This window comes from Streptomyces sp. NPDC007875 (genome assembly GCF_042868035.1).
Lineage (GTDB): Bacteria > Actinomycetota > Actinomycetes > Streptomycetales > Streptomycetaceae > Streptomyces > Streptomyces antimycoticus.
Genome location: NZ_JBIADZ010000042.1, coordinates 23,741 through 40,499, shown reverse-complemented (window position 1 = coordinate 40,499; position 16,759 = coordinate 23,741). Strand labels below are relative to the sequence as shown.

Here is a 16,759-nt window from a genome sequence, read left to right as displayed (position 1 = left end):
CATGCCATGTCCGCATGTGCCGCCGTTATGGCACATTTACCTGTCTTCTCGTCTCCTCCACTGTCGTACCGTCGATGGTGTGACGCGGCCGGCTGGGTTCGCCTCCGCGGCGGATACGAGGTGGAAGCGGCGCCCTTGGGCGGGACGGGGGCGATCGGCCAGGCCGACGGCGTCCGCCATTGGTCGTATGGAAGAGGAAAGAAGGCGATCCACACCGTGGCGTCGCAATCCCGCGCCGGACATCCGGCGCTGTATGGACTGGAATTCGGCCTCAACGAGTGGCTTGTGGACGAACAGTACGAGCGGTACCTGCGCGACCCGGGCTCGGTCGACCAGGCATGGAGGGGCCTGTTCGCCTCCTCCGCCCCCGGGACGGACCAGCCGGAACGCAACGATGTGACCACCGAGGGTGACGACACGGGCGGGGCGGCAGTCAAGGCGGTTCGCGTGGCGGCGCTCATCCATGCCTATCGCGTGCGTGGCCACCTGATGGCCGATACCGACCCGCTTGCAGCAGCGCGGGGGAGCGCACACCCGGAGCTCGACATCATGGCATTCGGGCTCGGCGACGAGGACCTGAACAGGACGTTCGTCGTCGACGACTTCGCCGGACAGGTCACCATGACTCTTCGCGACGTTCTGCAGATCTTGCGGGAGTCCTACTGCCGGAGCGTCGGCACCCAGTACATGCACATCCAAAGCTCAGAGGAGCGTCGCTGGGTCCAGCAGCGGATCGAATCGCCGCACCCCAGGGCGGACCGTGCCGAACAATTGCAGATCCTCTACCGGCTGGGCGCGGCAGAGGCCTTCGAGACGTTCCTGCACACCAAATACGTGGGCCAAAAACGCTATTCGCTCGAAGGCGGTGAGTCCGCGATCGTACTGCTGGACGCCCTGCTGCACCGCTCCATCAGGCACGGGGTGGGGGAAGCCGTCATCGGGATGGCACACCGCGGCCGGCTCAATGTTCTGGCCAACATCGTCGGCAAGTCCTACGCGGAGATCTTCCATGAGTTCGGGGACGCGGTGGACATCCGGTCGGTCCAGGGATCCGGGGATGTGAAGTACCACCTCGGTGCGGAGGGGACCTATCGTGCCCTGAACGGCGACACCATCGCCGTCTCCGTCGTGGCGAACCCCTCGCATCTCGAGATCGTGGGGCCGGTGGCCCAGGGAGTGGTCCGCGCCAAGCAGGAGGTGACCGCAGGCGGTAGCGACACCTTCCCTGTCCTGCCCATCGTCGTCCACGGGGATGCCGCGTTCGCCGGTCAAGGCGTGGTCGGCGAGACGTTGAACATGTCACAGCTGCCCGGCTACCGCACCGGTGGGACGGTTCACATCGTCATCAACAACCAGCTCGGCTTCACGACCTCACCCGGTCACGGCCGTACGAGCGGTTACGCCACCGATGCGGCACGGACCGTCGAAGCCCCGATCTTCCACGTCAACGGAGACGATCCCGAGGCCGTCGTCCGCATCGCACGGCTGGCCTTCGACTACCGTCAGGCGTTCCACAAGGACGTCGTCGTCGATCTGATCTGCTACCGGCGCCACGGCCACAGCGAGGTCGACGATCCCTCCATCACGCAGCCGGCGATGTACGACCGTATCGTCGACAAGCCTTCGGTGCGCAAGCTGTACGCCGAGGCGCTGGTCCGCCGGGGAGACATCAGCGAACGGCAGGTGGAAGGCGCCTTGCGGGACTACCGGGAGCGCCTTGAGCGTGCCTTCGTCGAGACCCAGGCGCTGTCGGTGCCTGGCCACTCCCCGGAGCGGACCATTCCCATGGACGCCGCTATCCCGGCCGCCCCTCATGTGGCCACCGCGATCACTGAGGCGACCGCCCGGCATGTCATCGCGTCCCAGACCAGTTGGCCGCAAGGCTTCACCGTGCATCCGCGCGTTCTGCCGCAGCTGCACAGACGTGCCACGATGCTCGATGCGGGAACGATCGACTGGGCTACCGCGGAAGCTCTCGCCATCGGCTCTCTGCTGCTGGACGGGGTTCCGGTGCGGTTGGCCGGACAGGATTCCCGCCGCGGCACGTTCGGGCAACGGCACGCTGTGCTCACCGACCGGCACACCGGCGTGGAGTACACACCGCTGAGCTCCCTCGGCGCGTCGGCCGCGGACTTCACGCCCTACGACTCGATGCTGTCCGAACTGGCAGCACTCGCGTTCGAGTACGGCTACTCCCTGGCACGGCCCGATGCCCTGGTGCTGTGGGAGGCCCAGTTCGGCGACTTCGCCAACGGTGCACAGACCGTCGTCGACGAATACATCGCGTCATCCGAACAGAAATGGGGGCAGCGCTCCGGGGTGACGCTGCTGCTGCCGCACGGCTTGGAAGGGCAGGGACCGGACCACTCCTCCGGCAGGATCGAGCGATTCCTCCAATTGTGCGCGCAGCGGAACATGGGCGTTGCGATGCCCTCGCTGCCCGGCAACTACTTCCACCTGCTCAGGCAGCAAGCGCTTGGTGAGCGCGAGCACAGAAGGCCACTGATTGTGTTCACTCCGAAGTCGATGCTGCGGTTGAAGGGAGCCACCTCCACGCTGACGGAGCTCACCACGGGCGCGTTCCGTGCGGTGCTGCCGGACGAGACGGCCGATGCCGCCCGGACCGGGCGCGTGCTGGTGTGCTCGGGCAAGGTCTTCTACGACCTCGACGCCTACCGGCGAAGCTCGAACCTGACGGACACCGCGATCGTCCGCGTGGAGCGTCTCTACCCCTTCCCGGAGCGAGAGCTCAGCGCGGAGCTCGCCCGTTTCCCCGCCGACGCCGAGGTGCGGTGGGTGCAAGAGGAGCCGGAGAACCAAGGAGCCTGGTCTTTCGTGGGACCACACGTGCAGCGGCTGGCAAACCGTCCCATTGGGTGCGTCAGCCGACCGCAGGCGTCGGCCCCGGCCGGGGGCTCTGCCCGGCGGCATGCCATCGAGCAGAAGGATCTCGTGGCATCTGCTTTCCGCTGACCACATCGCCTGCCACGGCGCGGAAGGCGGGCTCCCGCGCACATACGGACTCAGCGAGAAGCTACGCCGGTCGAGCGGAAACTGGCCCGGTACGCACCAGGCGTCACCCCCAGGTGCCGCACAAATGCTCTGCGCATCGACTCGGGTGAGCCGAACCCTATACGCCGAGCCACCGCCGCCATGAAGTCATCACTAGTCTCCAGCAGCACTCGGGCGGCTTCCAACCGGACCTGCTCCACATACCGGGCCGGAGTGGTTCCCACCTCCTCGTGGAAGAGCCGGGCCACGTGACGGACGCTGATGCCTCCCCTGCGCGCCATGGCCGACAGTGTGTGGTTGGCCCCGGGGTTCTCGGCGACCTCGTCCAGCACGCGGCGGACCGTCTCCCGGCGGGAGTGCGGGACCTGGGAGCGCGCGCTGAATTGGGACTGGCCCCCCGGCCGTTGCATGAAGACGACCATGTCCTTGGCAACCGCTCGAGCCACCTCTGCACCGTAGTGATCTTCAACGAGCGCCAAGGACAGGTCGATGCCGGCGCTGACACCTGCCGAGGTCATCATGGGCCCGTCCCGCACGAAGATGGCGTCCGGCTCGACCCGCACGGACGGGAAGCGCAGGGCCAGTTGCTGTGATTGCCGCCAGTGCGTCGCGGCGCGATGCCCATCCAATAGTCCGGCCGCTGCCAGCAGAAACGCTCCCGTGCACACCGATGCCGTGCAGCGGGCCTTCTCATGCAGCCGCCGGACGACATCCAAGAGCGCGTCGTCCTTGAGCAGCGTTTCCCATTCCGGGCCGCCCGGGATCACCAAAACGTCGCACGGCTCACGTACATCATCGACACGCAGGTCAGCGCCGAGGCGCGTTCCGGCGGAGGTGATCACCTCCGCCCCGTCCTCGGACGCGGTCTGCACCCGATACCGCCCGCCGAACTCGTTCGCCGAAGCGAACACCTCGATGGGGCCGGTCACATCGAGCAGCCGCACCCCCGGGAAAACGAACACTGTCACGGTGAGCGGGCCCGTTCCAGGACGCTTGTGGTTCATTGGATGCCTCCGGGCCGTGCGCGCTGTAGGCACCGGCGCCCCGTTGAGCACTGCCCGGCGAGTGTTCCAGGACGGATCAGGGAGCCGATCACAGCCGACGCCGGACCCTCGTTCGTCGGATTTCCCTGCCTGCAGTATGCGCCTTCGACCAGAACCCGACTACGACCGGCTAGCTCCCTGCTGGGAGGCAAAGCCTCCCAGTCCGCTCCTCGCCAGCGGAGTGAAGGGCGTCGGCGGCCGCTTGCTCCTGCTGGGCCGTTCGTCCGCCGCAAACCCGCCACAAGATCGCGAACCCGGACTCGAGTACTAGCCGCGCCTTGCCGACGCTGCGCCGTGGAACCAACGCCGGGTCTGGGAAATGTGGGCGGAGCGATATCGGCTGGACGCGGAGGAGGTCCATCGGGTGGCGCTGCGGACGCGACCGATGGAGACCTTCGCGCAGGTAGCTGCGGACCAGGATCCAACGGAGTGCCTGGCTGCGCTGCACGAACTGGAGGACGAGGACGTCCGGTCCGGCGTCTATGCGGCCTTCGACGGTGCATCGGAGCTGCTGAACACCCTGCCGGCGGCTTCGTGGGCGCTCGTGACGTCGAACTACGAGCACCGGGTACGCGGGCGATTTGCCCGGATGGGCTTGCCGCTCCCGCGCGTCATTGTCGACGCCGCCGCGGTGGAGGAAGGCAAACCGTCGCCCGTGCCCTACCTGTTGGCCGCTGAGCAGCTCGGTGCCGAACCCGAGGACTGCCTGGTCATTGAGGATGCTCCCTCCGGAGTCGAGGCAGGGCTGCGGGCCGGCATGACGGTGTGGGGGGTCAACGCCGCGGTTGCGGTGGGCGGCCTGCACCGTCACTTCGGGAGCCTGCGCGAAGGAGTCCCCGACATTCTCGCCTTCGCCCGCTTGAGGGGATCAGCCAAAGTGGAATGATCACGGTGTGGCTGGTGTGATCACGGCGTCGGAGCCGTCCCGGATAGCCCCGTTCACCGGGTTGAGCCCGGTCCGCAGGGGGCGGCCGTGGAGACTTCTTTGAAAGACCGGGCGCTGATCACATCGAACATGAGGGGCGGGCGATGAGCGCCGGAGGCCGAGGGCCCGAGCATCACCTCGTCCAACCCTTTCCCAGTCACGTGATCACGACTCCGAACGGGCCCGTGCGGCTGCGGGGCGGATTCGACATGGCGCTGAGACATCCAGGTCGTGCCTGCGCCGCGTTCGCGTTCTCACGCCGAGGCCTGGGAAGGCCAAGCGGCCGCGCCGGGAACAGCCGGTCCGGCCGGCGCTGTTGCATCGACCGAGGGACCGGCGTCGCACGGGTGGGAAGAAGGTCATCCGCCCCGAGAGGATCCGGGCCCCGGGACCGCGGAACACCCGCCGCGCGCTCTGACCAAGACGTATTTTCTGCAGGAGGACTGTTTCATGACTGACCGGCCCTTGACGCTCATGGCAGTGCATGCCCACCCCGACGACGAGGCCACCGGGACCGGAGGGGTCCTCGCGCGGTACGCGGCGGAAGGCATCCGTACGGTTCTCGTGACGTGTACCGACGGCGGTTGCGGTGACGGAGCGGGGGGTGTCAAGCCAGGCGATCCCGCGCACGATCCGGCGGCCGTCGCCTTGATGCGCCGTCAAGAACTCAAGGCGAGTTGTGACGTCCTGAAGGTCAGCGATCTGGAGATGCTGGACTATGCCGACTCCGGGATGACGGGCTGGCCGAGCAACGACGCCCCAGGGTCCTTCTGGCAGACCCCCGTGGAGGAAGGCGCCGCCCGACTCGCGGAACTCATGCGGCACTACCGACCCGATGTGGTCGTCACCTATGACGAGAACGGCTTCTACGGCCACCCCGACCACATCCAGGCCCACCGCATCACGATGGCGGCGCTGGAGATGACCGCGCTGACACCGAAGGTGTACTGGACGACGATGCCCCACTCGATGGTGCGGCGGTTCGGGGAGATCGTGCGCGAGTTCGATGAGGACATGCCGGAGCCGGATCCTGCCGAGGCCGCCGCGATGGCCGAGATCGGTCTCCCCGACGATGAGGTCACCACGTGGGTGGACACCACCGCATTCAGCGGTCAGAAGTTCGACGCGCTGGCCGCGCACGCCAGTCAGGGCGAGAACATCTTCTTTCTCAAGATGGGCAAGGAGAAGTTCGGCGAGTTGATGGGCATGGAGACCTTCGTACGTGTCCAGGACGCCACCGGCGCGGCCGTACCTGAGAACGATCTCTTCGCCGGACTGCGCTGATCCGACCGTCCGACCTGGGCCTGGGAAAGCTCATCAGCCCCTGCGCCAGGCCCAGTCGGGCAGCGGGAGTGAGTGAATCCGCTCGCCGAAGCCGGGCAGCAGCTCCTCCTGGCCGTGGACAATGTCCGGGAAGAGGCGGATGCGCTCGCACCGAACGCCGTGGCCATCAATCGCCTGCTCCCGCACTTCCCACGGCGCTTCGGGCAGGCTGACCTTCTGGATGTACCCGTTGCAGCCCTGGTGCAGGTGAAGGTGCCCTCCCACGGCGTGACGTCTTCGGTGCTGCCCCAAGGCCCGCAGTATGAGTGAATCGCTCGGTGGTGGGGGCATAGTTTGAGGTGTCCACGACCTGGGAGGGGGCCCGATGAGGCGTACGGAAGCGGCCAAGCAGTTGGGGAGATTCGTGCGGGAGCACCGTACCGATGGCGCGCGACGCCTGCGGCAGGCTGGGATCTGGCTGATGGCCGGGGCCGTGGGCACGGCCTTCGGGGTGCCGGTGGCGATCGCGTCGGTGGGCACCACCGAGGGGGCCCCGGGGCTGGCGGGGTTGCTGCTCGGGGTCGGCCTGGTGGGGTGGGGCCTGGGGATCTGGCGCCTGGTGCAGGCGTTCCGTACCCGGGAGCAGTGCTTTGACATTCATGAGCGGGGTTTCACCCACCGGGTGGCGGGCACCGCCACCGTGATCCCCTGGGAGGACGTCGCGCAGGTGAGTACCACTGGCGGTGACGGCCGTCCGCTCGCCGACGCCCGGGGCATGGGCTCTACGTGTGAGATCCGGCTGCACAGCGGACGCCGGATCCGCGTCGATGCCTTCACCGAGGACATCCGGGGTCTGGCGGCGGTCGTCCATCGTGCGGTTCACCTCGGGCAGTTCCCTCAGGGCCGGGGAGGACGCTGACCGGACCCGGCTGCCGCATCCCAGCCGACGCCGGGGTGCGACAGGAAGCGGTCGTTGTAGCCCTTGCGGTTCGCCAGGGAATCGCGGCTCACGGTCTCAGCGTTCGGCGGGGGAACGGGGTGAATGGCCCGTCTCCGTGACTACGGGTATGGCTTCTCGCCCTTCGCCAGCATCGCGACGTACTTCTCGGTCCGGCGCGCCCGGGTTTCGGGTGGTCGGGCCGAACGGGCGGTTCCTCGACTACATCTCCCAGGTCCTGCCCTCGCTCGGCGAGCGCGACGTCCGTCTGGCGACCTGCCAGGAACTGGCCGCAGTGTTCCCGGACACCATGGAGCCTTTCCACGTGGCGCGGCTCGAGGACGGCTCCGCGCTGGCCGACGCGCTGGCCGGCCTGGTGCGCTTCCAGCAGGCACAGCAGGCACAGCAGGCACAGCAGGCACAGCAGGCCCCGGACGGCGGCTTCGCCGTGCGCGTCGGACAGGAATCGGTGTGCCTCCCGGATGACGTGGTGGCCACGGCACGCGACGCCGCCGTGGCGACCGGGCTGGGGCACTGGACGACGCTCACGCCGACCGCGCCGTGGAGAAGCTGTGGCCGCGCCTGGTGCCGGGCGATCTCGTGCGGGCGCTGCTGACCGACGCTGACGCTCTCGCCGAGCACCTGCCCCGGCTGACCGATGACGAGCGGTCCTGCCTGCTGCGCGATCCGGACGACCCGTGGACCGACGCCGATGTACCACTGCTGGACGAGGCGGCGAGCCTGGTCGACGGCCCGCCTGGGCGGACATACGGGCACGTCGTCGTCGATGAAGCACAGGAACTCACCGCCATGCAATGGCGGATGATCGTACGCCGCTGCCCAGCGCGGGCGATGACACTGGTGGGCGACTCGGGCCGCCAAGCGGCTCTGCACGATGACGGTGCAGCCTCCTGACGGACCCCCGTCCGCTTCGATCCCGCACGCGCTCGGCACTTCGCGCCGCACGCGCCGGAGAGGCACGTAAACACGCCGCAGACGGAGAGAAGGTGACATGGCAACCGACCACGACGCCCCCACGCGACGACGGGCGTCAGTTCCGATCCACACGGCACGTGGCGCAGGCGGGCGGAGCGTTGGAGGGGGGCCGAAGGTGGCGACGTCCCAGGGGGAGGGCGAGTCGCCGTCCACGATGAGGTCGCCGAACGCGGTTGGGTTGCTGTGAGCTGACGGTTGTGGGAGGTCGGGGGTTTTCGATGAGCGGAAGATCCCCGGCCGCATCCGATCCGGTCGGGTTCCGGCCGCCGGCTTCGCTCCCCATCGGGCGCGCGGTGCTTTCCCTTGCTGACGCCGAACGCTGCGTGGGCAAGGGGGACCGTCCTCCACGTCGACGACGGATACACCGCCCACTGAGCCGGAAGACAGCGGCGCCCGAGTCGTCTCGCGCAGTCTCGGGTGGGTGGCTTGGGAGTGCGGTCGCCGCGAGGCTTGGGCGGAGTGCAGCGGGCTCTCGCTCGTGCTGGTCCACGGTGATGCGTGCCAGCGGTCGTGTGCGAGAGGACGGGCTCGTCCCGACGGCAAGCTGAGTCCTTATCGTCGGCGGGCCTTTGTCCTACGTGGAGGAAGCGGTTCCTGGCGCGCCGTGAGGTGGGTCGGTGGCCTCCCAGGCGGCTTCGATCATGTGGAAGATTTCGTCTACGGCGGCCTGTGGGTCGGCGGCTTCGCGGGCCAGTGAGAAGGCGTCGATCGCGAACCTTGCGATCGCGCGACAGGCGGTTGTGGTCTGTGACAGGTCGGGATCGGCGGCGATGGCCGCTGCCAGCGACTCGGCGTGACGCAGCCTCATCGATTCCTCGTACTCCCGCAGGGCGGGTGATGCGTCGATCATGTGCCAGATGGGGGCGGCGCTGTCCGCCATGCAATGTCGCACCATGGCCTGGATCTCGCGGCGCAGTGCGGGGATGAGGGGCTCGTGCGGCGCCCGGCCGGTGACGGCCTGTGTGAGGCGTTGTTCGAAGTTTTCGTCCTGCTCGAATACCAGGGCCTCTTTCGAGGCGAAGTGGGAGAAGAGCGTGGTGACGGCTACGTCGGCCTCGGCGGCCACGTCGCGGATGCCCACCGTGTCGTATCCGTGTTCCAGGAAGAGCCGCAGGGCGGTGTCGGCGATCTTCTGGCGGGTCGCGGCCTTTTTGCGCTCACGGCGTCCGGTCGGCACGGTCATGCTCTGACACTATCAGATACGAATCCAGAACGGTTCTTAAATCCTAACCGTTAGTGTTACGGTCGATGGCATGAAGAAAGTGAGCTTCGCCGAGTTCGGCGGTCCGGATGTTCTGCAACTCGTGGACGCCGAGGAGCCCCATGCGGGCCCCGGCCAGGTACGTATCGCTGTGCGGGCGGCGGGTGTGAATCCCGTCGACTGGAGGATCCGGGAGGGCCAGATCCTGGGGGCCCATCCGGTCGAGTTGCCCTCCGGGGTCGGGCTGGATGCCTCCGGGGTGGTGGACGAGGTCGGTGAGGGGGTCGAAGGGGTCGAGATCGGTGACCATGTGTTCGGCGAAGGTTCGAGCACTTATGCCGAGTTCGCCGTGCTGTCGGCCTGGGCCCGTATGCCCGAGGGCCTGTCGTTCGAGGAGGCGGCCGGATACCCGTCCGTGGTGGAGACCGCGCTGCGCATCATCCGCGAGGTCGGTGTGCAGCCCGGGCAGACGCTGTTGGTCAGCGGTGCGTCCGGGGGAGTCGGATCGGCGGTGCTGCAGATCGCCCGCGAGCGCGGCATCTCGGTGATCGGCACGGCCGGGGCGGCGAACCAGGACTATCTGCGGAGTCTGGGTGCCGTTGCCACGACGTACGGCGAGGGCTGGGTGGAGCGGGTGCGCCGGCTCGGTCGTGTCGACGCGGCGCTGGATCTGGCCGGTTCGGGGGTGATCCGTGAGCTCGTCGAGCTGACCGGGGATCCGGGGAAGGTGGTCTCCATCGCGGATCTCGGTGCGCCGGAGTTCGGTGTCCGGTTCTCCGGTGTGGCCGGGAGTGTGCCGGAGGCGCTGGCCGAGGCGGCCGGTCTCATCTCGCGGGGGAAGCTCCATATCCCGGTCGAGAAGTCGTACACGCTCGCCGAGGCGGCCGCGGCGCACATCGACAGCCAGGCCGGTCACACGCGCGGGCGCCGGGTCGTGGTCATCTGAGCCCTCTCCCGCGCAGTCGCAGGGCCCGGCAGGCTGAAATCCTTGGCGGTGGAGTACGTCGGCGGCCGGCTCGGCCGGAGCCACTATGGCCGCCGGTCCCGGCCGTACCGACCTGACCTCCACGCGGTCTCCGGGCCGGGGCCCGGCCGCCCTCCGGGCCCCGGCGGGGCTCACGCCCTCCGGGCCCCGGCGGGGTGAGCGGCGCGGGAGATATCTTGTCGCTTTCCCTGTCGCTCCAGGCGCCCCGGGTCAGTTGTGCCGGCCCCAGTCCAGGCGGTCGGCCAGCCCGGCGGCGGTGAAGGCGGCCGTCAGGTCGTCGCGGCCCTCGGTGAAGTGGGCCCAGCTGTCGTAGTGGACGGGGACCACGCGGCGGGCGCCGAGGATCGTTGTGGCCTCGGCGGCCTGGGCGCTGTCCAGGACGATCAGCTGGTTGTCGAAGAGGACGGGGAAGCGGGGAGCCCCGGCGAAGAGGAGGGCGGTGTCGACCGCGGGGAAGCGGCCGGCGATCTCGCGGACCGCATCGAGTGAGGCGTTGTCGCCGCTGACGTAGACGGTGGGCAGGCCCTGGCCGGTCAGGACGAATCCGACGACCTGGCCGGCGACCGGCTCGACCTCCTCGCGGGGGCCGGGGCCGTGGATGGCGGGGACACCGGTCACGGTGATCGTGCCGCCGCCGGGGCGGTCCAGTTCGATGGACTCCCAGTCGGCCAGACCCCTGGCCTTGTCCCCGAGTTGCCCGCCCAGGCGTTCGCCGCCGCCGGGTGTGGTCAGGGTGAGGGGGACGTCGGCGAGCAAGGTCCGGCCGGAGTGGTCGAGGTTGTCGGCGTGCTCGTCGTGCGAGAGCAGCACCACGTCGATGCGGCCGAGGTCGGCGGGGGTGGTGGCGGAGGGGGCGGTCTTGGTCAGGAGCGGGCGGCCGGGCCGGCCGTAGTCGCCGGGGCCGTCGAAGGTCGGGTCGGTCAGGAACCGCAGGCCGCCGTACTCGAGGAGGGCGGTCGGGCCCCCGAAGACGCGGACAGGGAACCGGCTGGTCGTTGCGGGGAGAGAAGACACCAGGCACCTCACGGATAGATGCAGTCGAACCGTGAGGCGAACGTAGCCGCTTCTCACGGATGCATGCAAGCCGTACCATGAGGAACGTGAAAGAGCCCGTGATCGAACCCCCCGGCCTGCCGCCCGCACAAGGCGAGGAAGACCATCTCTCCCTCGCCCTCGCCAACAGTGCGATCGCGCTGCCCGGCGGGCACACCCTCGATCTCCTGGGCACTCCCGCGCAGGCCAACCACTGGCTGACACAACGCGGCCTCGCCCCGGCCGACGCCGGCATGCGCGAGATGTGCGCGACGCAGCTGCGCTCGCTGCGCGAACAGATCAGGTCGCTGTTCGCCTCCCACACCGCGGGGCTCCCCGCTCTCCCCGCCGCCGTCACGGCCATCAACGACGCGATGACCCGCGTCCCCACCGCACCGCTGCTGCAGTGGGACGCTACGACCGGTCCCTACCGCACCACCCCCCACCCCACCACCGCGATCGTCGACCACGCACTGGCCACCCTCGCCGCCGACGCCGCCGACCTGCTCACCTCCCCCGACACGCAACGCCTCACCGCCTGCGGCTCCACTCCCTGCAACCGCTACCTCCTCCGCCAAGGCCGCCGCCGCTGGTGCTCCACCCGCTGCGGCGACCGAGCGCGTGCCGCCCGCGCCTACGCCCGCCGCACCAACCCCGCGTGACCCTGCCACCCGGCACCAGCCCCTGTGAATGATCTGAACCTGGGACAGCACGCGGGGGTGTGTACGGAGTGGCGGGCGGTGACCAGGTCCAGGAACCGGTCGATGTTGCGGACGGCCGGGGCGACCGGGCTGGTCTGGTCGAAGTCCTCGCGGGCTTGCCGGCCGCGTTCGGCCTGGGCACGGTTGACCTGGAAGCGGGTGGTGTCTCTGTTGACCGGACCACCGGACGACACTCCGAGGCATTGGAGCGATCGGGTATGGGCTGACCGATAGATCTCAGGCAGCGAACAGAAGGAGAGCTGCGTGAGGTCGTTGGATGAGGTGGAACGTGATCTCGGTTCGATCCGTCTGCCGCGGTGGGGCAACGTCGTGCCGTCGGAAGGCGTGGGGCCCTGGCTCGTGATCGATCCAGCTGGGGCGCTGCTCGAGCCTGTTCGGCGGTACCTGCTGGACTTTGTCGCTCGGAACCGGCCCGGCTCCGTACGCAGCTATGCGTACGCGTGGCTGCGGTGGCTGCCCGTTGTTCAGGTCGAGTGGGACAGGGCCACGTCGGCAAGGCTAGGCCGCGCGAGATCCCCGACGAGCGGTGGAACGACCTCTTCGGCGCCCTTCGCTCCAACCGGGACCGCGCGATCTCTCCTTGGACATCAGCTGTGCACGGCCCTACGGAAGTCCGTGCCAGCATGAGCACTCGTGCCTGCGCTGCCCGATGCGACGGGTTTCCCCGAGACAGCGGCCCGGCTGGTCGAGATCATCCGCAACCTCGCCGAGCGCATCGCAGAAGCGCGGACGAATGGCTGGCTGGGCGAAGTCCAAGGATTTCACGTCAGCCTCGCCAAGGCTAAGGAGAAGCTCGTTGCCCTCGAACGCAGTCGAAGCACCGGCCAGGGCGGTCCTACCGATCTCGGCATGCCCTCGACCACCAAGCTCCGCTCCGGCGCGCGGTGAGAATGAAAACCGCTGGTCGTTCCCTCGCGGGTGGAAGTTGCTGCCGGGGTGATCGACCGTGATCGCCGTCCGACAGGTGGAGGCGCAACTGGAGCGTGAGTCGCCGGGGCGGCTGCTAGTGACGCGTGTGGAGGAGCGCGCGCGGGCAAGGTGCTGTTGCGGGCCCGCAGGCCCGCAGGCCCCTCGCGCGTTGATGTGCGGGTACTCCCAGGCGGTTCCGTCGCAAATTCAACCGGAGGGCGTGACCGGGGACCGCATGCCGAGCCACTGCTCGGCGCCCCAGGCCTCGAACCGCTCTACCTCAGTGAACCCCAGCTTCGCCGCGAGACGCATCGAGCCGGCGTTGGCGGTCTGGGTGGTGAGCACCACCGGCTCACCGGGAAGCGCGTCGGCGAGCCAGCCGAGTGCCGCCGCGCACGCCTCGGCGGCGTACCCGAATCCCCACGCCCGCGGCAGGAACAGGTAGCCGAGATCGGCCTTCCCCGCGGCAGCCGGGCGACGGTGCCCCGTTGCTCTCCTGAGCAGGATCTGGCCGATCATCGACCCGTCGAGATCAACGACGAAGTTCCCGGGCCACCGCTCGGGCACCTCAGGTGTCTCGCGCTCAAGCTCGTCACGCGGCCGGGGGCCGCCGAGGTAGGTGTGCACCTCTGGCGAGGCGAGCAGCTTGATGAACGCCGCACGGTCCCGGGTCTCAGGCTCACGGAGCACGAGCCTCTCGGTCCTGATCGGCTCAGGCGGCCAAGCCACGGGTCCCAGGTCTTCCATCCGCGCACGCTAACAGGTGGTCAAACCAACCGAACGGGAAACGCTCAACTGCACCTGGTGCCGCATCAGGCAACGTTCGCCTTGTGGTGAGGTGTCGTCCGGGTGCCGCGCCGGGCGACACCGGCCTGTTGACCGGACTACGGGAGGACACGCCGGGCGGGAGCGCATCCCCCGCTCGGGCGTCGACCGCTTCTACGACTGGGCGGTGGCGTCGGACGGCCGCTTTGCCAGGATGCGCCGGTTCCCGCCCGGAGCCGGCCGAGTGGTCAGCCCAGTGCGGGGCGTGTGCGGCGTGCGGTGTGTGCGGGCCGCCCGACTGCGGCGTACCAGACCAGGGCCGCACATATGAAGGCCGTCGCCGCGGAGGTTAGTGACCTTGCGAGGGTGTCGTTCCGTGCGCCGGAAACGAGGGCGACGGCCAGTGCCAGCGTCAGGGTGATGACGGGCAGCGCACGGGGGCTCCGCGTGGCGCCTGGCGCGGCGGCTGGCGGCAGCAGCCAGGTCGCGAGGCCGTAACAGGCACAGGCCAACAGTGTGGCTCCCAGCACTTCGCTGGGCCGGTGGCCGCCCATGGTCGCGCTGGCGGCGGCGATGCAGGCGAGCCACAGCACACCGGCCGTGGCGACGTAAGGGCGGATGCGGGGGGAAACCACGAGGACGGCGGCGAGGGTCAGCGCGGCGGGGATGGCCGTGTGCCCGCTGGGGAACCCCTGATCAAGGAGATTCTCCGGCGCGCCCACCAGATCGGGGCGGGGCAGGATGGTCGATTTGAGCACCTCCTTGCCTCCGGTCGTGAGAATGACGACCCCGAGCGCCGCGCACCCCTGCCCCCAGCACCGTCGCACCAGGGTGAGGACCACGATGACGGCCAGGCCCACCATCAGGGTGGGCTTGGCGCTCAATTCCAGCGGCGGCAGGGGCGTCGAGCCGTAGGCCGCTCCTGACAGGGGGTAGATCCATGCTTCTTCGCCGCCCTGTTTACCGAGATCAAACAGGGCGTTCTCAGCTCGTTGCCCCCACGGGGTGCAGATGGCGAGCAGGTAGACCGTCAGGAACCCCAGGGTGTACAGCAGAGCCGGCATCCACGGCCGTGTCGTACGCGACGGACTGGGGTCGTCGGGGGCCTCGGGGGCCTGCCTTGAGGCCCCCGGACGGTGCGCGGGCAGGGACTGAGAATCGTGCTGAGTCATCGCTCTGTTTCTTCCGTTGGGGGGAGTTCGGTCACGCACGTCTTGCGGCACGACGTGGGCCGCCGGGCTCGGCTGGCCCACCGGGGGTCCGCTCCTATTCGGCGAGTGCCTGCCCCTGTCGGCGCTGGGCGGCGATCGCCAGGGCGGGGAGGGGTGCGATCAGCAGGATGAGGACGACCAGGTCCGGAAAGGACTGCATGAACGCGTCCGGCCGGACGACGATCGCCTGCGTGCGGACGATCGCGAACGCCGCGACGGGGATCAGCCACCGGTGGTCGCCGGTGGCGGCCGTCGCCACCCACGCGGCGATCAGCGCGGCGACTTCGAGCACGAACAAACCGCGCTGGAAAGCCGGACTGACGGAGATGATGTGCAGGCCCCCGGCCACGAACATGGCGAGCACGACGGGGGCCAGCCAGCGGTACGAGCGGCGTCGCAGACGGCTGGGACGGCAGAGCGCCAGCACGGCGCACGCGGCGCACAGTGTCCCCGAGAGCACCAGGTCACGGGCCGTTATCGGGGCGCCAAGACCGTAGTAGCCCAGGCCCGCCTTGCCCTCGTCGCCGAAGAGGGTGCGGCCGTGGAACGTGGCGCCGGCCCAGATCATGGCTGCCGCGGCCGGCAGCGCGATCCACGGTCTGCCGCGCAGCAGGGCGATCAGGCAGCCCAGCGGGAGCAGCCCGTAGGGCAGCAGCCGTATCCGCGTGGGACCTTCGGCCCACGGGTACCAGCCGGAGAAGTGGAAGGCGATGGCGTGCTGTCCGGGGTCGATGTGCAGTGCCCAGTGCCACACATCCTGCAAGTACGGAACCAGCGCCAGCACGGCGAGGGCCAGGGCGGCCAGATGGATGCCGTCCAGCCACCACGGCCGGGCCGTGTCGTCGACGACGGCACGGGCGCGGGCCTGCACCCCGGCGCGCACCAGGGCGGCAACTTCCCGCGGCGGGGGCCAGGAGCGGCCGGGATACGCCTCGGACAGGCAGGCCAGCACCTCCTCTCCCTGCCGGGAACGGTAGGGCTCGGGATAGGCCGCAAGCAGCAGACGATTCATGCCGGGGCCGCTCCGGCATCCCGCGAGCGTCCGATGACGACGGCCGCCGCCTGCTGCATCCGCAGCGCCTCCCGGCCGAGCGCCTCGGTGCCGTCCTCGGTGAGCCGGTAGTAGCGCCGCGCCCGCCCGTCCACGATCTCCTCATGGCCGGCGGCCACCAGCCCGGCCCGCTCCATCCGCTCCAGCGCGCCGTAGAGCGTGCCGACAGCGATCCGGAGCCGCCCGTCGGTGGCCTGCTCGGCAGCCTTGATGATGCCGTAACCGTGCAACGGACCATCCATGAGTGCAGCAAGGATGAAGTACTGCGGTTCCGTCAAGGGCGGATTCTGTTTGGTCATGCATCGAGCATATATCGAGCTACGAAATATATCTGCCAGCCCTGGGTGATCACCGGCAGCACCTCCACGCCCGCGGCGAGCGTCACCCTCTCCCGGCCGGCGGGCGCGACGGCGGTCTCCTCGACGCACCCGCGCGGCGTTGGCGGATGCTCGCCGTGACCTGGTCCGGGCCGAGCGGAATGTCATTCCCACCGTGTCCGCCGGACCCGTCTCGCCTCCGTTGAATCTTCCATGGACTCTGTTCGCCCGGCCCGGCGGGGAGATCAAGAAGATCGCCAAGTCCAAGCCAGCCGAGCACGGCCTGCCGTTCTCGACCTGGAGCCTGGCCAAGCTGTGCGGTTGGCGTGCTTGAGCGGGGAGAGCCGGGAGACGTCCTCGTCCAGGACGTCGTGCCGGTCGTCCAGTCCA

General features: G+C 69.1%; 15 protein-coding genes and 4 pseudogenes. 11 read left to right on the top strand and 8 right to left on the bottom strand.

Annotation, left to right across the window (positions count from 1 at the left end):
* Positions 1 to 6 precede the first annotated feature (6 nt).
* Positions 7 to 2,973 (top strand): multifunctional oxoglutarate decarboxylase/oxoglutarate dehydrogenase thiamine pyrophosphate-binding subunit/dihydrolipoyllysine-residue succinyltransferase subunit, encoded by a 2,967-nt coding sequence (locus tag ACFYOY_RS44635; protein WP_388593625.1) that lies wholly within the window; start codon positions 7 to 9, stop codon positions 2,971 to 2,973.
* A 50-nt stretch (positions 2,974 to 3,023) separates the two neighbouring features.
* Here the strand turns inward: ACFYOY_RS44635 and ACFYOY_RS44630 are convergent, their stop codons facing one another.
* Entirely contained in the window at positions 3,024 to 4,016 is a 993-nt protein-coding gene (locus tag ACFYOY_RS44630) for a GlxA family transcriptional regulator (protein ID WP_388593622.1), read from the bottom strand.
* A 358-nt stretch (positions 4,017 to 4,374) separates the two neighbouring features.
* Between ACFYOY_RS44630 and ACFYOY_RS44625 the strand changes: the two genes are divergently transcribed.
* From ACFYOY_RS44625 to ACFYOY_RS44600, 6 genes and pseudogenes are all read left to right on the top strand, one after another.
* The gene (locus tag ACFYOY_RS44625; protein ID WP_351902823.1) at positions 4,375 to 4,941 is read left to right on the top strand and encodes an HAD-IA family hydrolase; all 567 of its coding nucleotides are present in this window, start codon (positions 4,375 to 4,377) and stop codon (positions 4,939 to 4,941) included.
* Positions 4,942 to 4,948: 7 nt separating this feature from the next.
* Positions 4,949 to 5,067, top strand: a pseudogene (locus tag ACFYOY_RS44620) (IS5/IS1182 family transposase); the annotation flags it as partial.
* A gap of 363 nt (positions 5,068 to 5,430) precedes the next feature.
* Positions 5,431 to 6,264 carry a PIG-L family deacetylase gene (locus tag ACFYOY_RS44615; RefSeq protein WP_351902820.1) on the top strand — a complete coding sequence of 278 codons (834 nt, stop codon included), beginning with the start codon at positions 5,431 to 5,433 and terminating at the stop codon, positions 6,262 to 6,264.
* 72 nt (positions 6,265 to 6,336) lie between these two features.
* The gene (locus tag ACFYOY_RS44610) at positions 6,337 to 6,573 is read left to right on the top strand and encodes a hypothetical protein (protein WP_351902817.1); all 237 of its coding nucleotides are present in this window, start codon (positions 6,337 to 6,339) and stop codon (positions 6,571 to 6,573) included.
* Between the two features lie 55 nt (positions 6,574 to 6,628).
* A complete protein-coding gene (locus ACFYOY_RS44605) occupies positions 6,629 to 7,162 on the top strand; it encodes a hypothetical protein (RefSeq protein WP_351902814.1) in 534 nt (177 codons plus the stop codon).
* Positions 7,163 to 7,349: 187 nt separating this feature from the next.
* Positions 7,350 to 8,050 (top strand): annotated as a pseudogene (locus ACFYOY_RS44600) (ATP-dependent DNA helicase); the annotation flags it as partial.
* A 700-nt stretch (positions 8,051 to 8,750) separates the two neighbouring features.
* Here ACFYOY_RS44600 and ACFYOY_RS44595 read toward each other — a convergent pair.
* Positions 8,751 to 9,359, bottom strand: a complete 609-nt coding sequence (locus ACFYOY_RS44595; protein ID WP_351902811.1) for a helix-turn-helix domain-containing protein — start codon at positions 9,357 to 9,359, stop codon at positions 8,751 to 8,753.
* Between the two features lie 70 nt (positions 9,360 to 9,429).
* Here ACFYOY_RS44595 and ACFYOY_RS44590 point away from each other — a divergent pair, with 70 nt between their 5' ends.
* Positions 9,430 to 10,323, top strand: coding sequence for an NADP-dependent oxidoreductase (locus ACFYOY_RS44590; RefSeq protein WP_388593617.1), 894 nt, complete (start codon positions 9,430 to 9,432; stop codon positions 10,321 to 10,323).
* 249 nt (positions 10,324 to 10,572) lie between these two features.
* Here ACFYOY_RS44590 and ACFYOY_RS44585 read toward each other — a convergent pair whose 3' ends face one another.
* A complete protein-coding gene (locus ACFYOY_RS44585) occupies positions 10,573 to 11,376 on the bottom strand; it encodes an MBL fold metallo-hydrolase (protein ID WP_351902806.1) in 804 nt (267 codons plus the stop codon).
* A 77-nt stretch (positions 11,377 to 11,453) separates the two neighbouring features.
* On the opposite strand from ACFYOY_RS44585, the gene ACFYOY_RS44580 reads away from it, so the two are divergent.
* Complete coding sequence (locus tag ACFYOY_RS44580) at positions 11,454 to 12,056, top strand: CGNR zinc finger domain-containing protein (protein WP_388593615.1); 603 nt, start codon at positions 11,454 to 11,456, stop codon at positions 12,054 to 12,056.
* A gap of 65 nt (positions 12,057 to 12,121) precedes the next feature.
* Here ACFYOY_RS44580 and ACFYOY_RS44575 read toward each other — a convergent pair.
* Positions 12,122 to 12,262: pseudogene (locus ACFYOY_RS44575) on the bottom strand (DUF6192 family protein); the annotation flags it as partial.
* 487 nt (positions 12,263 to 12,749) lie between these two features.
* Here ACFYOY_RS44575 and ACFYOY_RS44570 point away from each other — a divergent pair.
* Positions 12,750 to 13,004, top strand: a complete 255-nt coding sequence (locus ACFYOY_RS44570; RefSeq protein WP_351902800.1) for a hypothetical protein — start codon at positions 12,750 to 12,752, stop codon at positions 13,002 to 13,004.
* 228 nt (positions 13,005 to 13,232) lie between these two features.
* Here ACFYOY_RS44570 and ACFYOY_RS44565 read toward each other — a convergent pair whose 3' ends face one another.
* From ACFYOY_RS44565 to ACFYOY_RS44550, 4 genes are all read right to left on the bottom strand, one after another.
* Positions 13,233 to 13,772 carry a GNAT family N-acetyltransferase gene (locus ACFYOY_RS44565; RefSeq protein WP_351902797.1) on the bottom strand — a complete coding sequence of 180 codons (540 nt, stop codon included), beginning with the start codon at positions 13,770 to 13,772 and terminating at the stop codon, positions 13,233 to 13,235.
* Positions 13,773 to 14,038: 266 nt separating this feature from the next.
* Positions 14,039 to 14,962 carry a phosphatase PAP2 family protein gene (locus ACFYOY_RS44560; RefSeq protein ID WP_388593613.1) on the bottom strand — a complete coding sequence of 308 codons (924 nt, stop codon included), beginning with the start codon at positions 14,960 to 14,962 and terminating at the stop codon, positions 14,039 to 14,041.
* Between the two features lie 94 nt (positions 14,963 to 15,056).
* Positions 15,057 to 16,013: a hypothetical protein gene (locus ACFYOY_RS44555; RefSeq protein ID WP_351902791.1), complete on the bottom strand. Its 957-nt coding sequence runs from the start codon at positions 16,011 to 16,013 to the stop codon at positions 15,057 to 15,059.
* On the bottom strand, positions 16,010 to 16,351 hold the full coding sequence (locus tag ACFYOY_RS44550; protein WP_351902788.1) for a helix-turn-helix transcriptional regulator: 342 nt from the start codon (positions 16,349 to 16,351) through the stop codon (positions 16,010 to 16,012). The genes ACFYOY_RS44555 and ACFYOY_RS44550 overlap by 4 nt, the downstream gene beginning before the upstream one ends.
* Positions 16,352 to 16,610: 259 nt before the next feature.
* Between ACFYOY_RS44550 and ACFYOY_RS44545 the strand changes: the two are divergent.
* Positions 16,611 to 16,685, top strand: a pseudogene (locus ACFYOY_RS44545) (helix-turn-helix domain-containing protein); the annotation flags it as partial.
* Between the last annotated feature and the right edge of the window lie 74 nt (positions 16,686 to 16,759).

Bases quoted from the DNA above. Each gene is read 5' to 3' on its own strand.
- ACFYOY_RS44635 (WP_388593625.1), top strand. From the start codon at position 7: ATGTCCGCATGTGCCGCCGTTATGGCACATTTACCTGTCTTCTCGTCT.
- ACFYOY_RS44630 (WP_388593622.1), bottom strand. From the start codon at position 4,016: ATGAACCACAAGCGTCCTGGAACGGGCCCGCTCACCGTGACAGTGTTC.
- ACFYOY_RS44625 (WP_351902823.1), top strand. From the start codon at position 4,375: ATGTGGGCGGAGCGATATCGGCTGGACGCGGAGGAGGTCCATCGGGTG.
- ACFYOY_RS44615 (WP_351902820.1), top strand. From the start codon at position 5,431: ATGACTGACCGGCCCTTGACGCTCATGGCAGTGCATGCCCACCCCGAC.
- ACFYOY_RS44605 (WP_351902814.1), top strand. From the start codon at position 6,629: ATGAGGCGTACGGAAGCGGCCAAGCAGTTGGGGAGATTCGTGCGGGAG.
- ACFYOY_RS44595 (WP_351902811.1), bottom strand. From the start codon at position 9,359: ATGACCGTGCCGACCGGACGCCGTGAGCGCAAAAAGGCCGCGACCCGC.
- ACFYOY_RS44590 (WP_388593617.1), top strand. From the start codon at position 9,430: ATGAAGAAAGTGAGCTTCGCCGAGTTCGGCGGTCCGGATGTTCTGCAA.
- ACFYOY_RS44580 (WP_388593615.1), top strand. From the start codon at position 11,454: ATGAGGAACGTGAAAGAGCCCGTGATCGAACCCCCCGGCCTGCCGCCC.
- ACFYOY_RS44565 (WP_351902797.1), bottom strand. From the start codon at position 13,772: ATGGAAGACCTGGGACCCGTGGCTTGGCCGCCTGAGCCGATCAGGACC.
- ACFYOY_RS44560 (WP_388593613.1), bottom strand. From the start codon at position 14,962: ATGACTCAGCACGATTCTCAGTCCCTGCCCGCGCACCGTCCGGGGGCC.
- ACFYOY_RS44555 (WP_351902791.1), bottom strand. From the start codon at position 16,013: ATGAATCGTCTGCTGCTTGCGGCCTATCCCGAGCCCTACCGTTCCCGG.
- ACFYOY_RS44550 (WP_351902788.1), bottom strand. From the start codon at position 16,351: ATGACCAAACAGAATCCGCCCTTGACGGAACCGCAGTACTTCATCCTT.